The organism is Enterococcus dongliensis (assembly GCF_031927985.1).
Classification (GTDB): domain Bacteria; phylum Bacillota; class Bacilli; order Lactobacillales; family Enterococcaceae; genus Enterococcus_A; species Enterococcus_A dongliensis.
On the sequence record NZ_JARPZC010000004.1, the window covers coordinates 114,197 to 129,594 of the forward strand.

A 15,398-nucleotide genomic window follows, 5' to 3' on the forward strand; every position below is an offset into this window, starting at 1 on the left:
AAATGAGGAAAAAGATGGAGGAATATTTTGGTGCTTCACCTAAACTGCAAGCAGCCGCCTTTTATTTACGATATAAAGTCTTTGTTTTAGAACAACATATCTCACCAGACTTGGAATTTGATTCATTAGATACTCCTGATCGACAATATTTGGTTTTTTTTAAGGAGGAACTTCCTATTGCAACCGTGCGTTACCAAAAAATCGATGAACAAACATTGAATCCAGATCGTCTATGTGTCCATCCTAGTTTCCGTGAACAAGGTGTAGGCAAAAAACTTTTAACACACCTTGAGAAGCACGCCAAAAATGAAGGGTGTCAAAAATCAATCCTTTCTGCTGAAATCCATGCGCAAACCTTTTACGAAAGTCTGGCTTATCGCGTTGTTTCAGCTCCTTTTGAAGAAGACGGAATCACCTGTATCAAAATGCAAAAAGACCTTGAATCTACTAAATAGCAGATTCAAGGTCTTTTACTCGTAAACAGCTCACATTATTTGCAGTTATTCAAGTACATATCTTTATGAGTTTGAACGTTTTTTATTCTTCCGAACACTGCGTTCTTCTTGACGACGTGTTTGACGACGTTTTTGTTTATTAGATTCTGAAATTGCTCGATCAATTTTTTTCTTATAACCTGGTTTGATTTTTTTCTTAGATTTCTTCACTAGACCAATCAATGTTGGATCTAATTCGTCCTTTGATTTTTCTCGTTTTTTCCGACGATTCCGATCATAGGTATCGCTAATCTCACCATTTTTGATTTCTTTTGGTTGGAAATGGATACCTAAATTTTCAATCAGACTGATATCATTTTCATCACTTGGACTGTATAACGTAATTGCTGTTCCAGACAGTCCATTCCGGCCAGTTCTTCCGACACGATGGATAAAGAAATCTAAGTCTTGCGGGACTTCAGCATTAATGACGTGAGAGACACCTTCGATATCGATCCCACGTGAAGCCAAATCTGTTGCTACTACGTATTGAAATTCTAAGTTTTGAACTTGTCGCATCACTCGTTTACGTTCACGCGGTGAAATATCGCCGTGAATTTTAGCGACTTTCAACCCCTGTGATTTTAAATAGGCGCTGATCTCATCGACATGTTGTTTAGTATTAGCAAAAACGATTGCTAAATAGGGATGACCGATTGTCAGCAACTGATAGATCAACCGATTCTTATCCTGACCCTTTGTTGAAATCAACCAATTTTCGATTGTATCAGAAATAACAGCTTTCGATTTGATTTCTTCGATCACAGGATTTTCCATGTATTTCAATAAGAAAGGTCGTAATTTCTCAGGAATCGTCGCAGAGAAAACGAGCATTTGTAAATGTTTAGGCAAACGTCCTGCAATTTGATCGACTTCCGTCAAAAATCCCATATCCAATGTCATATCAGCTTCATCAACAACAAAATATTGAGCAGTATGAACTTTTAATGCTTGTTCATTCATCATGTCTAAAATGCGTCCAGGTGTTCCAATAACGACATGCGGTTGATGAGTGGATAATTTATCCAATTGACGATGTTTATCGGTTCCGCCGACAAAATTAGTCACGCGAATCTCAACAGGTGAAAATTTAGCGATTTGTAGTGCTGCTTGATAAATCTGGCTAGACAATTCACGGCTTGGGGCAGTAATCACGATTTGTGCCTCATCTTTTGTCGCATCGATCTTATTCATCAATGGCAATAAGAAGGTGTGTGTCTTTCCTGATCCCGTTTGTGATTGGCCGACAACGTTTTTCCCTTTTTTGATTAACGGGATGAGTTTTTCTTGAACTACAGTAGGTTCAGTAAATCCCTTATCCTTGATGGCTTCAAGGATGAATGGCTGAAAATTGAATGATTCAAAAGTTCGCATGTTATACCTCTTTCTTTATCGTGCTGATCGTATATGTGTGACTTGCTTTATCATGGAATAGGCGGCTTTTTCTTCTTATGAGAGCATACAATAAGTTGAATAGAAATAAAAGCAAAATTCCTAAACTAATAAAACCGAATGTGACATACGCAATAAAAATCGTATGATTAGTTGTCGTTAAATGGGTCATTGTAAACTGAAAAACTTGAACCAGTCCATAAAGGAATAGATAAAAAGCACTGTAGCGTTTCACCAAACTCCAAAAACGAATATGCTGATGTTCTTTTTCAACTACTTTGATACGGACAATTTTTTTCCCAATAGTTTGACCATTCCATAAGTACATGAAAATCATAAAATAAAGAACTACTTTCAGCGAGAAACTAACGATTGGATAATCTAATAGGACTTGCATCTTTTCAGGGACAAACGGCGCAAATAACCCTAGTAATGTACTGAAAAAACTAAGCAGCAGCCAGTCGACAAACATCGCTACAAAACGGCGCAGCAGCGACACATGCTGACCTTTGACTAGTGATTCTGAGTCTAGTTCACTTCTTGTAGGCAAGAAGAACGTAAATAGGGGCGCACCTATAAATCCAAGCATCCCGCCCAAGGTATTGTGCAGCAGATCATTTACATCAAACAGTCGATAAGGACGTGGATAGATAAAATACAACCCGCTCAACTGAGTCAGTTCAAAAAATAAAGACAAACAAAAACTTGCTAAAATCGTTTTACTAAATGAAAATTTAAAATAGTACCGACAATAGATTCCAAAAGGAAAAAGTAAAAAAATATTAAAGACTGGTTCAAGAAAAACACTTTGTTTTATTGCTGCTAAATAAGTGCTTGGATTTTCTAGTTGAAACACTGTTTGATTTATCAAACTATGCCATGGATGGAACAATCCAAGCTCATATCGCGGTCCGGTCATTTGTGCAACTGTTGAAATACCAGGTAACGGTAAGATGACTAAGTAATAAGTACACAATAAATAAAAAACGAATGAATATAAAATGACGCTTCTTAATTTGCCTAATTGTCCATATTTTCGGTAATAATAAATTAAAAATGGTGCAGTAATTGCTAAGGCTAAAAGTGGAAAAGTAAGCACTGCAGCTTTAATTGGAAAAATATAACTGTTCATAACGCTCCCTCGTTTTGCTTTTTTTACTGATCGTATTCTACAAGCCTTTTTTCTAGATTGTGGTAAAATAAATACGACTCTTTCTATTAACTATTGTCTAAGGAGGCAACAATACATGCTGAATCCCCTTTTTGCTTTTGGTGTTCCCGCGGCTTTGCTGATCGCGTACCTAGTCTTTTATTTGGCTAAAAAGATGAAAAATAGCGACTATCGACGTTTTGCTTTGACGTTGATTGCAGTTTTTTTAACGACTTTTAGTTATCAAGTTTATAACTACAGCCGAACAGTCATTGCACTTACTTCACCAGAAAGTTTTCAAAAAAACTTTGGCTACGCCCAAGGTCGTTTGCTTGTTCCAGTTGTTTTAGGTGCTGTTTTGACTATCATCAACGTTTACTATCTTTTCCGGCAATTCAGAAAAAAAGAATAACAGGATTTCCTGTTATTCTTCTAGATCAAAAAATTTGATTTCCACATTGTTTAACAATTTTAATGTATTTAAATCCAAATGAATCCACTCTTTTGATATGGGTTGATAATAATTATTCTCAAAGGACATTTCAATCTCATTCAAAAGTTGTTCGGGTGTTCCAAAGAAGCGTTGTTGCTCTTCCAGCAAGACGTTGAGCAATGCCAGATTTTCTATTAGGAAATGATCTTCCTCATATTTATATATGATCACTTGATAAGTCTTATTTGTTAGTTTACAGCGAATAGCAAATAATCCCTCCGACAAGTTCGGTATCTTTTCTAAAACTTCCTCAGGACTCAATATTTCGCGATGCAGCATCAGAGTTCCTCCTAACCAAGAACATTATAGGAGAAAAGTACGTTCACTGGAAATAATATGTCTTATAACAGAGAATCTTTTACTTTTATCTTATGATTTTTTCCTCATGTTTATGATAAATTCCACTCGTCATAAAATTCTGCCAGAAATTCTTCCATAAACTGCATTCGGCGTTGCGCTTCTGCTTTTGCTGCTTTGGTATTCATAGTAGCTGGCAATTTGAATAATTTTTCATAGAAGTGATTAATCACTGTACCTTTTTGACGATAATCTTGTTTGCTCTTGAATTCTTGTGGGGCTATTTTGGGATCATACAACGGACTTTGCGTATGTCCGCCATAATATGCCGTGCGTAAAACACCGATAGCTCCAAGTGCGTCGATCCGATCGGCATCTTGCACAATCTTACCTGCCAGCGTCAACTGAGCTTTTCCTGCATCTAATTCCTTGGAAAACGAGATATTTTCAATAATCTCAAAAATCTCTCTAATATCCTCTTCCGGAAAGTTAAGTTCTTTTAAAAACTTTTTAAGGCGCTCTTTTTCAACAGCGACATCTGCTACAACTTTATCATCAATGACATCATGTAAGTAGCTGGCCGCCTCAATAATGGATGTATCTGAAATTTTTTCTTGTTTCGCTAATTGTTTCGCGATTTTTGCTACACGTTCAACGTGATAAAAATCATGTCCACTTCGATCATCGCCAAGTTTTTTCTTCGCATAATTACGAATCGCTTCTATTTTATTCAACATCTACTCGCGGCTTTCTGGGTGGCCGTTCGCCCCAATATTGGAACAGATCCGTTCTCAAGGCACCATTGTATAATTTTCTTTTTTTAGTCGCTTTTGCCCCATAAAACTCTTCAAAAGCTAAATCACTGGTTAAAATATATTTACTCCATGTTTTTAGCGGACGGAAGACTTCTCCCATTTCACGATACAGCTCACGGACTTGTTCTTCTTCACCTAAACGTTCCCCATATGGAGGGTTCGCCACGATGACACCATATTCTTTTTCTGTTTTAAAATCTTTCACTGCACGTTGTTTGAACTGAATCGAATCACCTAGCCCAATTTCTTCAGCATTGGCTTGAGCAATTTCAATCATCCGTCCATTGATATCTGAACCAGCAATATCTAATTGGATATCATAATCAGCTGCTTCTTCTGCTGCAGCACGTACCTTGTCAAAAATCGCAGGATCGACCCAATCCCATGCTTCACAAGCAAATGCTCGATTAAAGCCAGGTGCAATATTGTGTCCAATCAATGCCGCTTCAATACACAATGTTCCTGAACCGCAGACTGGATCATAAAAAGGACGATCTTTACGCCAATTTGTCAACATTACTAAAGCAGCTGCCATATTTTCTTTTAAAGGTGCGCCACCTTTTTCCAGACGATAACCCCGTTTGAACAAACTAGGACCCGTTGTGTCTAAAGTCAGTACTACATGATCTTTTAATAATGCAACTTCTAATTGGAATAAAGCACCCGTTTCAGGCAATGGCACGCGAGCTGGGCGATGGTACACTTCCCGTAAACGCTCAACAATTGCTTTTTTTGTAATAGACTGGCAATCTGGAACACTATACAATTTGGATTTGATCGAACGACCGGCTACAGGAAATTCTGCATCCATCGGCAAATAGTCTTCCCAAGGTATCGCTTTAACCTTTTCAAACAATTCATCAAAAGTAAATGCATCAAATTCATCCACGATTATTTTTACTCGGTCAGCTGTGCGTAACCATAAGTTCGCCGTAGCGATCGTTTCTAAATCCCCTTTAAAACGAGCGCGTCCATTTTCAACTTGACAATCAATTCCTAATTCTCTCAATTCCTTCCCTACCAACGCTTCGATCCCCGCTGCGGCAGTAGCGATTAAGTTATATTGTTTTTCCATAATATCTCCTTGTTTTGCTTAGATACTTATTAAAAATAAGTTTGAGGTCTTTGAGTATATTCACTTCGTTTCATTCTTTCAACCAAGAAACGTGTCACTTCAATAAAAAAACCTTCACAACAAAGTTGGAAGGCACACCCTGAATTGCTGCAATTTTCTGTAAGCCATGTTTTGTACGCCGATCAACTCAGGGAAGTGTAACCGGCGTGGTAATCATCTATCTCCGACATCACTGTCGGCTCTTTCATCGTTCATTTCCTTAGAAAAAGCGCCCCTACCATTGTTTGGGTTGCTCGCTCGAGGGGTTTACCGCGTTCCACCATTTTGATTTCTCAAAATGCTTCGTCACTGTGGCACTTTCAAGAATACTCAGACATAGATTGCTCCTTAGCCCTTTTTTCTGCCGTTACTCCAAAAGAAGTACCTTAGCTTATGGTTTCGCTAAGCACGAACACTACAGACATCTCAGTCTGTGCGAGCATGGACTTTCCTCAGCCTGCACAAAGCAGACCGCGATCACCAAAAAATTGCATCATTCAAATTTAAAATTGACGAGTCTTTTCGATGTCACTCTCATCTTGTGTATAGTTTTGACTAAAATCAGAAGAAGTAGCTTTGCTTGATGCTTGTTGATCAAGTTTTTTACCAAAGACTTCTCTTTCAAGATTTGATAGACGTTTCAAAATATCAAAATTGGTAACAGCCGAACTCTTAGGTGCCGCTTCTTTTACTCGTGAAGGTGCTGGTTGAGCTTTTGACAGTTGTTCCACTTTTGCTTTCAAACGATCATTTTCTTCTTTTAATGTTAATACTTCTTTGTTATAAGCTTCATAATCTTTGATGACATTGTCCAAAAATTCGTCAACTTCGATAGGATCATAGCCGCGCATTTTTGTTTTGAATTCTTGCTCCAAGATATCATTTGGAGTATAGATTACATTCGCCATTTTTTCACCTCATTAGCTCAATCTTAATTTGCTTCCTTATATATTCTAGCTGATATATCTAAGGAAATCAAACACTATCACCGAAGTCTGAAAAATTTTCTAAATCATCCATAGTGATCGTAAGTAATTCATAAGAATTTTTTTCTTGAAATTTGCGAACATCGTCCAAGAAAAATTTACTTTTACCTGGGTATTCTGCGTCATATACTGCTAAAGTAGCATCGGTGTGATGCAACAAAAAATTCACATGATTTTTGAATTGACCAGGGTGTTGATACGGTTGATGACTGACCGAATCAACAAAATCAGCCGTATGGACAAGCTCGCTTAAAAGTAATTGATTCGGTTCTTTCCACTTGCTGCCAAAATTTTCAAAAGGAAAAAGGATGGCTAGCTTTATTTGTGGGTACGCCTGTTTCAATTCATTCACTAATTGCCCTGTCCAAATCTCGGTTCCAAGATTCCCGCTAATGATGATCCACTCTAAGCCATTTTCTATCAGTGCCGTCAGTTCTCTTCTTAACACATTCTTAATTACTCCAACTCGAGGGTCCTTTTCACTAAAAATTCCTAGTTCATAACTTTGATAACCAGTCACGTATAGTCGTTGTATTATTTCATTCATTGCATTTTCCTTACTTTCACTTAAAAATAAAATATATTTCGAAAAAATTTGCTATAATAACAACCAGGAGTGTGATGAAAAATGACCTTCCATTACCCCAATGGTCAATTATTTTCACAAAAAAATCCACGAGAACGCTCATTAACCAAAGAAACAACGTTTGCTAATCGCGGGATGCGCTTTGAAGAAGCAATTAATCAAAGCAATGAATACTACTTAATTCATGATAAGGCAGTTGTCCATAAAAAGCCAACGCCACTTCAGATTGTTAAGGTCGATTATCCTAAACGAAGTGCCGCTGTTATTAAAGAAGCCTATTTCAGGCAGCCTTCTACTACTGATTACAACGGCGTTTATCGCGGATACTACTTAGATTTTGAAGCAAAAGAAACCAAAAACAAGACCTCGTTTCCACTTAAAAATTTTCATCAGCATCAAATTACTCACATGCAGCAATGTTTGAAGCAAGAGGCTCTTTGTTTTGTTTTACTTTGGTTTTCAAGCTTGAATCGTTGTTTTTTTCTTTCTGCCGAAAAACTGGTAGAGTACTGGGATCAACAAGAAAATGGCAAAAAATCAATACCACTTGATTTAATTGAAACTGCTGGTATCGAAATTATCCCAAAAATCGCTCCAAGAATCCCTTATTTAACAGCGATAGAACAATATTTAGAAAAAAGGAGTTAATCAAATGGCTAATCCCTCACGTTCGCAAAAAAATAAGCGAACTAGCAAAGGAAAGAAACCTACACCACCTATTTCTCAAAAGCGACATCTTGGATTAAAGATCCTCATAACGCTTTTCAGCTTATTATGCGTTGCATTGCTTGCGGGCATTGGACTTTTTTTCTTTTATGTAAAAGATGCCCCTGCTTTAAGCGAAAAGAAATTAGATGCTACGATCTCATCAAAACTTTATGATAGTGACGGAAATCTTTTTGAAGACCTTGGTGCTGAAAAACGGGAAAAAGTCAGCGCTACTAAGATTCCACAAGAATTAGATGATGCGATCGTTTCAGTCGAAGATCGACGATTTTTCAAACATAATGGAGTCGATCCTGTTCGAATAATGGGTTCAGTAGTCCATAACGTGACTAATAAAGGCAGTCTTCAAGGCGGAAGCACATTGACTCAACAATTAGTCAAACTGTCCTTTTTCTCAACAAAAACTTCAGACCAAACTTTGCGTAGAAAAGCACAAGAAGCTTGGTTAGCAATCCAGCTTGAGAAAAAAAATTCGAAACAAGAGATTTTGACGTATTATATCAATAAAGTGTATATGGCCAATGGTCTTTATGGTATGGAAACAGCCGCAGAAGCTTACTTTGGTAAAGAATTGCAGTATTTGACGATTGCACAAACTGCCTTGTTAGCTGGCATGCCTCAGGCTCCTAACTCATACGATCCTTATCAGCACCCAGAAGCGGCAAAAGAAAGACGAGATACTGTTTTATACACGATGCTGAAAAATAAAAAAATCTCTCAAGAAGACTATGACAAAGCAACGAAAGAAGCAATTGATGCTGGTTTGTTGCCGTTAGAAACAGACAATCACGAGCGAAAAATCGCTGATAATTATGTTAAAGAAGTCATCGATCAAGTTGAAGAGAAAACGGGGAAAAATGTTTATACTGACGGATTAGAAATTTACACCAATCTAGACACTGATGCTCAAAACCAGCTTTATTCCATTGTCAATGGTGATGAATATGTCCAATATCCCGATGAAGAATTACAAATCGCCGCAACATTAGTTGATAGCCAAACAGGGAAAGTCTCTGCACAAATTGGCGGACGAAATATCGCTGACGATGTTTATCTCGGGATGAATCGTGCTGTAAATACCAATCGTGATTTTGGTTCAACAGTTAAGCCAATCACCGATTATGGTCCAGCCTTTGAGTATTTACAAAAATCTACGGGTGATCAGATCATTGATCAACCGTATACTTATGAAGGAACAAAAACAGAGGTAAAAAATTGGGACAACAGTTACCAAGGAAGTATTACATTGCGTAAAGCTTTGTATGATTCCCGCAACGTTCCCGCCGTCAAACTCTTCAACGAAGTCGGTGCAGAAGATGTTGGGAAATTCTTGAAAAAATTAGGGATTCAATATAAGGATATCCAGCAAGCCAATGCTATTTCAAGTAATACTGAGACACAAGATGGGACAAAATATGGTATTTCTACTGAAAAAATGGCAGCTGCTTATGCCGCCTTTGCTAATGGTGGTACTTACAACGAACCGCTTTATATCAATAAAATCAAATATCAAGATGGTTCTGAGCAGACATTTTCAAATGAAGGTAAAAAAGCGATGGAACCTTATACTGCCTATATGGTCACAGATATTTTAAAAGATGTGATCTCGAAAGGAACTGGAACAAAAGCTCAGATTGCAAACTTGTTCCAAGCAGGTAAAACGGGAACTTCTAACTATACCGACGATGAACTAGCCAAGATCCCTCATTATGGATCTATCTCGCCTGACGTTATGTTTACTGGATTCACTCCTCATTATTCGCTATCTATTTGGGCAGGATATGATGATCGAATGACGCCGATTACTAGTCAATCTGAAGGTATTGCACAAGATGTTTATCGTGAATTTATGAGTTATGTTTCTGAAAATGTCTCAAATGAGGATTGGACGATGCCAAACGATGTATTAAGAATCGGAAATGAGCTTTATGTAAAAGGGGCTTCTTCTGTCCCCGTACAGCCTAGCTATTCAGCTCAGAGTTCTTATCGCAACACCACTTCATTTAGTCAAACGATGACTCCTACTAGCAGTTCTGTTGAAGCTGAAACTAGTGCTGAATCGTCGACAGTTATACCTGAAAGTAGTGAAGAGACACCACCGGAAAGTTCAGTATCCGAGCCGGCCCTTCCTTCTTCATCCAATGAACAACAACCACCGGCCTCTAGTGCAGAACAGCCAGAGCCGACCCCAGAACCATCCTGATACTAAAAAAGCCGCTCAAGTTATTTTTGGGCGGCTTTTAATCTTGCTTTTCCATCTTGACACAAATCTAATAAAGGACAGATCTCACATTTTGGTGCTCGAGCGGTACAATGATAGCGGCCAAAGAAAATCAAGGTATGATGACTTTTCACCCATAATTCTTTAGGAATTTTTCGCATCAATGTCGCCTCTACTTCCGTCACAGACGCATTTAACTTACAGATTCGTAAACGTTTACTCACTCGTTCAACATGAGTATCAACTGCAATTGCAGGTTGACCAAAAGCGTCTCCAAGTACCACATTGGCCGTTTTTCTTCCCACACCGGGCAATTTAATCAGTTCCTCACGAGAGTCTGGGACGATCCCTCCATAATTATCCAACAACATTTGAGCACAAGCTTTAATATTTTTCGCTTTGTTCCGATATAAACCAATCGTTTTGATTTTTACGATAATATCCTCAATCGGCGCTTGAGCTAAGGCTTCTGGTGTCGGATAAGCAGCAAATAGTGCGGGGGTTGCTTTGTTAACTGAAACATCCGTTGCTTGAGCACTTAAGATAACTGCAATCAAAAGTTGAAACGGTGATTCAGAGTGCAGCTCCCCAACTGCATCGGGAAACATCTCATACATCCTCGATAAAGCTTCCATAGTTTTCTCTTGATTAAGCATCCGGATCTTTCCTTTCTAGCCAATTATATAATGAGACTTTAGGAAGTTCCTCTGACTGTTTTTGCTCTTCTTTTTGTAATAAAATCTGTTTTCGGCGACGTTGTTCTTCTTCTACTTGTACCTTAGAACGAATATTTTTCTTCTCCCAACTTTGCAAGACCGTTTCAATATATTTAAAATTATATGCTTGGTTCAATACCGCTTCTTGCAATGCCAACTCAATCAGTCCAGGTGAATAATGATCATCATTTAACCAATACCCAATTTTTTGATATTCAATCGGCGATAAAGGTCGACCAAATTCTTGTTCGAAAGATTTCAACATTTTCTTTTGTGCAGCTAAATCATTCTTTTCCTCTGTTTCAAACCGCTGTTGTTCTTTCAATCTAGACAATTTTTCAAATGCAGGCATTAGATTATAGCGATCGCTTTGTCTGCCAGTTTCATCCAATGTTGTCTCCAGTGTAACAAATTCTTTTTCGACTAAACTATTCAATAAACTATAAGTCTTCTCTACCGTGTCACCCATCGTTTTTGCGATATTTGTTAAATTCGGAAAATTATCTCCTGTTTGATGTGCTACATAAAGTTGCAGCCATAACATGAATTCATCTGTGTTCAAATCAAGTTTTGTATAATTTTGTACTAGCAGATTTGAAAGGGTCGTCTCTCCGGCTGCTAGATACTCTTGTAATGAAATCATATAAAATCCTCCAATTCCATCTTAGTTTACACTAAAAAAATCGAAAGTCCAACTATTAGGAAACTGTTTTAATCACAAAAAAACAGGAAGGTCTCCCCTCCTGTTCTTTGCTATTTAGCTTCTGCTAGTGCTGCTTGAGCCAAGATGTTTAAATAGTTCCATGGACGATCAAAATGTGGTTGGAAGAAGAAATCTTGTAACGCCAAATCTTCCAAGGTCATACCATTTTGAATTGCTATAGACAATGTATTTGCTGATTGAGTAATATCATATTTTGAAAGGAATTGCGCACCTAAGATTTTATTCGTTCCCTTTTCTGAAACAATTTCCATCAACACTTTTTCTGTCGTTGGCATAAACTCAGGACGATAGTTGTCTTCAATTACCGTCACATTTGCATCAATCCCGTTCAATGCTGCACTTTCTTTCGTTAAACCAGTTGAACCGATTGTCCAACCAAATAAATACAACCCGGATGTTCCTTGTGTGCCACGGTATTTCATTTTTTGTTCTACTAAATTTTGTCCTACTAACATTCCTTGGCGAACAGCATTCGTTGCTAATGGAATATATTGATCCAATCCAGTTGGATTATAATGTACTACGGTAGAATCACCAGCAGAGAAAATGTCTGGATCACTTGATTGCATGTAGTCATTTACTTTGATTGCACCACTTGGCAACATATCAACTTTTCCTTTTAATAGATCAGTATTGGGACGGAAACCTACACATAAAATCACCATATCTGCATCAAATTCTTGGCTAGGTGTGATTACTTTTGTTACTGCTCCTGTTTCATCTGCAACAAATTCACTTACATTTTCACCTAAAGCCAATGTCACTCCGCGATCAATCAATTCTTTTTCTAATACGCTTGTGAATGGTTCATCCAAATATTTATTCAAAATTCTTGATAATCCGTCAATTAGTGTTACCTGTTTCCCAGATTCAGCAAAGGCTTCGACCAATTCAATCCCGATATAACCACCACCGACGACAACGACTTTTTGGGCTTCCTTAGCTTGTTCAATAATGACATTTGCTTGGTTATAATTTTTACATAGTAAAATATTTTTTGATTCGATTCCTTTGATTGGCGGAATAATCGGCCAAGAACCTGTTGTTACAACTAATTTATCATAATCAACAGTCATTTCTTTATTTGTTTTCAAGTCTTTTGCAGTCACTTTTTTTGCTTCTGTATCAATATTCGTTACATCATGTTCCATGTTCACTTCTGCACCTAAAGAAGCAAGTTCTTCTGGATTAGAATAAAATAAACCAGCAGGATCTTTTACTACACCACCGACATATAAAGCGATTCCACATGATAGGAAAGAAATATTATCATTACGTTCAAAGACTGTTACCTCCGCATTTGGGTGGTTTGCTAAAATATTTTTAACGGCTGCAGTGCCGGCATGAGTACATCCTACTACTACTACTTTCATTAGTATCCCTCTTTCATTCGTTCTATTTTTTGTTTGCAATTTTTTGCACAAGGACAGTATAACAAACTTCATATTTTGTCCCAATTTTTTTGCTCACAAAAAAACATTTAAATCTTATATGAGGAACAGATGTAAGCGTGATTAAAACATCAAGAAATTTAGTAGTCTTATAAAACATTATGTAAACTTATCTTAATTATAAAAAAAGCTGAGAAGAATTTCTTCTCAGCTTCGTATTACTATAATTCATTAAATGTATTTACTACGTTTTCGACTGTAAAGCCAAATTGTTCTAATACATATCCACCAGGTGCTGATGCTCCAAAGTGATCGATTCCAATCATTTTACCTTCCGAACCAATATAACGTTCCCAACCAAATGGTGAAGCAGCTTCTACCGCCACACGTTTTGTGATTGCTTTTGGTAAAACGGATTCTTTATAAGCTTCATCTTGTGCTTCAAACAAATCGAAACTTGGAAGAGAAACAACAGATACATCTTTTCCTTGAGTTTTCAATTCTTTTTGTGCTTGAACAGCTAGATTCACTTCCGAACCTGTTGCAATCAAGATTCCATCTGGTGTATCTGATTCGGCTTTGGAAATAACATAGCCGCCTTTAGCAACGCCGTATTTAGCTGTATCCTTGCTATTTGGTAAAACTGGTAAGTTTTGACGACTTAAAACTAAGATCGTTGGTTTATTTTTCGTTTCTAACGCTTTTATCCAAGCTGCAGATGTTTCATTACCATCGGCAGGACGAATCACTTGAACATTTGGCATGCAGCGTACACTTGCTAATTGTTCAATTGGTTCATGGGTTGGTCCATCTTCACCAACAGCGACAGAGTCATGAGTTAAGACGTAAACTACAGGTAGACCTTGGATTGCAGACATCCGAACGGCTGGACGTAAATAGTCAGTAAACACGAAGAATGTACCGCCGTAAACCCGAGTCCCTCCATGTAAATGGATACCGTTCATGGCACTTGCCATCGCAAATTCCCGTACACCAAACCAGATATTGCGGCCTTCATAAGAACCTGGTTGGAATTCTGCTTCATTCGCGATTGTAGTATTATTTGAACCAGATAGATCGGCTGAACCGCCCCATACGTTAGGAACAGCTTTAGCGATAGCTTGAATCGCATCTTTACTTGATACACGACTTGCTTGCGCTGTACCTTCTTCATAAACAGGTAAAGTATCTTCCCAGTTTTCTGGTAATTCTCCAGCAAAGGCCCGTTTGAATTGTTCAGCTAATTCAGGATGTGCTTTTTCATAATCAGCAAACATAGCATCCCATTTAGCTTCTGTTTTAGCACCTTTATCGTTGATTTCTTCTTTAAAGCGTTTTGCGACTTCTTCTGGCACTGTAAAGTCAGGATATTCCCAACCATATACCGATTTCGCAACATCGATCCCCTCTTGACCTAATGGTGCACCATGAACTGCGGAAGTTCCTTCTTTTGGTGACCCAAAACCAATCACAGTTTTAATTTCAATCAAGGTTGGTTTTTCTGTTTCAGCTTTTGCTTCTTCGATGGCTTTTGAAATAGCATTTAAATCATTGCCGTCTTTTACTAAAATATGTTGCCAACCGTATGCTTCATAACGAGCCCCGACATTTTCAGTGAAGGCTTTTGACGTTGGTCCATCTAATGAAATATCATTTGAATCATACAACACGATTAATTTACCAAGTTTCAGATGTCCGGCCATAGAACTTGCTTCACCGGAAACACCTTCCATTAAATCACCGTCTCCACATAATACATAGGTATAATGATCCATTACATTGAAGCTGTCACGATTATAAGTAGCTGCTAGATGTGCTTCTGCCATAGCCATCCCAACAGAAGTTGATATTCCTTGACCTAGAGGACCTGACGTTGCTTCCACACCGTCTGTGTGCTGATATTCAGGATGTCCTGGTGTTTTACTTTCCCATTGGCGGAAGTTTTTTAAGTCATCGATCGTTACTTGGTAACCAGCAAGATGCAACAAACTGTACAACATTGCTGAACCATGTCCTGCAGATAAAATAAAACGGTCACGGTTTGGCCAGTTTAATGAAGTTGCTGGATTGATATTTAAATGCTTGGTCCATAAAGCATAGGCCATTGGTGCAGCACCCATCGGTAAACCTGGATGACCCGAATTCGCTTTTTGGATTGCTTCAATACTTAACGTTCTGATTGTGTTAACTCCTAATTGATCGATTTTATCGAACAAAACAATTCCCCCTTTTTGGTCATAAATACTTTAATTATGACCTTATTGTAACCGATTTATTTTGACATTTCAATCAC

At 37.9% G+C, this 15,398-nt stretch carries 15 protein-coding genes and 1 other RNA gene; 4 read left to right on the forward strand and 12 right to left on the reverse strand.

The features are described from left to right. Positions 1-14 precede the first annotated feature (14 nt). Positions 15-455, forward strand: coding sequence for a GNAT family N-acetyltransferase (locus P7D84_RS04730; RefSeq protein ID WP_311805294.1), 441 nt, complete (start codon positions 15-17; stop codon positions 453-455). A gap of 63 nt (positions 456-518) precedes the next feature. Here the strand turns inward: P7D84_RS04730 and P7D84_RS04735 are convergent, their stop codons facing one another. Next, complete coding sequence (locus P7D84_RS04735; protein ID WP_137603141.1) at positions 519-1,868, reverse strand: DEAD/DEAH box helicase; 1,350 nt, start codon at positions 1,866-1,868, stop codon at positions 519-521. Between the two features lies 1 nt (position 1,869). Continuing rightward, positions 1,870-3,018 (reverse strand): VanZ family protein, encoded by a 1,149-nt coding sequence (locus tag P7D84_RS04740; protein ID WP_137603142.1) that lies wholly within the window; start codon positions 3,016-3,018, stop codon positions 1,870-1,872. A gap of 115 nt (positions 3,019-3,133) precedes the next feature. Between P7D84_RS04740 and P7D84_RS04745 the strand changes: the two genes are divergently transcribed. Beyond that, on the forward strand, positions 3,134-3,448 hold the full coding sequence (locus P7D84_RS04745) for a hypothetical protein (RefSeq protein ID WP_137603143.1): 315 nt from the start codon (positions 3,134-3,136) through the stop codon (positions 3,446-3,448). A gap of 12 nt (positions 3,449-3,460) precedes the next feature. Here P7D84_RS04745 and P7D84_RS04750 read toward each other — a convergent pair whose 3' ends face one another. From P7D84_RS04750 to P7D84_RS04775, 6 genes are all read right to left on the reverse strand, one after another. Further along, positions 3,461-3,808 carry a hypothetical protein gene (locus P7D84_RS04750; RefSeq protein WP_137603144.1) on the reverse strand — a complete coding sequence of 116 codons (348 nt, stop codon included), beginning with the start codon at positions 3,806-3,808 and terminating at the stop codon, positions 3,461-3,463. A gap of 110 nt (positions 3,809-3,918) precedes the next feature. Beyond that, positions 3,919-4,563, reverse strand: coding sequence for an HD domain-containing protein (locus tag P7D84_RS04755; RefSeq protein ID WP_311805296.1), 645 nt, complete (start codon positions 4,561-4,563; stop codon positions 3,919-3,921). Then, positions 4,553-5,716, reverse strand: a complete 1,164-nt coding sequence (locus tag P7D84_RS04760) for a THUMP domain-containing class I SAM-dependent RNA methyltransferase (RefSeq protein ID WP_137603146.1) — start codon at positions 5,714-5,716, stop codon at positions 4,553-4,555. Before P7D84_RS04760 ends, P7D84_RS04755 begins: the two co-directional genes overlap by 11 nt. Before the next feature lie 155 nt (positions 5,717-5,871). Beyond that, an RNA gene (gene rnpB / locus P7D84_RS04765) (RNase P RNA component class B) lies at positions 5,872-6,244 on the reverse strand. A 14-nt stretch (positions 6,245-6,258) separates the two neighbouring features. Beyond that, positions 6,259-6,663, reverse strand: coding sequence for a cell division regulator GpsB (gene gpsB, locus P7D84_RS04770; RefSeq protein ID WP_137603147.1), 405 nt, complete (start codon positions 6,661-6,663; stop codon positions 6,259-6,261). Positions 6,664-6,730: 67 nt separating this feature from the next. Then, entirely contained in the window at positions 6,731-7,288 is a 558-nt protein-coding gene (locus tag P7D84_RS04775) for an SLOG family protein (RefSeq protein WP_311805298.1), read from the reverse strand. Between the two features lie 81 nt (positions 7,289-7,369). On the opposite strand from P7D84_RS04775, the gene recU reads away from it, so the two are divergent. Together recU and P7D84_RS04785 are read left to right on the forward strand one after the other, a co-directional pair. Beyond that, positions 7,370-7,975 (forward strand): Holliday junction resolvase RecU, encoded by a 606-nt coding sequence (gene recU, locus P7D84_RS04780; RefSeq protein WP_137603149.1) that lies wholly within the window; start codon positions 7,370-7,372, stop codon positions 7,973-7,975. 4 nt (positions 7,976-7,979) lie between these two features. Then, positions 7,980-10,256 (forward strand): PBP1A family penicillin-binding protein, encoded by a 2,277-nt coding sequence (locus tag P7D84_RS04785; protein ID WP_311805300.1) that lies wholly within the window; start codon positions 7,980-7,982, stop codon positions 10,254-10,256. A 20-nt stretch (positions 10,257-10,276) separates the two neighbouring features. Here the strand turns inward: P7D84_RS04785 and nth are convergent, their stop codons facing one another. From nth to tkt, 4 genes are all read right to left on the reverse strand, one after another. Further along, positions 10,277-10,930 (reverse strand): endonuclease III, encoded by a 654-nt coding sequence (gene nth, locus P7D84_RS04790; RefSeq protein ID WP_137603151.1) that lies wholly within the window; start codon positions 10,928-10,930, stop codon positions 10,277-10,279. Continuing rightward, on the reverse strand, positions 10,923-11,633 hold the full coding sequence (locus P7D84_RS04795; RefSeq protein WP_311805301.1) for a DnaD domain protein: 711 nt from the start codon (positions 11,631-11,633) through the stop codon (positions 10,923-10,925). The genes nth and P7D84_RS04795 overlap by 8 nt, the downstream gene beginning before the upstream one ends. A gap of 110 nt (positions 11,634-11,743) precedes the next feature. Next, positions 11,744-13,087, reverse strand: a complete 1,344-nt coding sequence (locus tag P7D84_RS04800; protein WP_311805303.1) for an FAD-dependent oxidoreductase — start codon at positions 13,085-13,087, stop codon at positions 11,744-11,746. Between the two features lie 239 nt (positions 13,088-13,326). After that, a complete protein-coding gene (tkt, locus tag P7D84_RS04805) occupies positions 13,327-15,321 on the reverse strand; it encodes a transketolase (protein WP_311805304.1) in 1,995 nt (664 codons plus the stop codon). Positions 15,322-15,398: the final 77 nt, after the last annotated feature.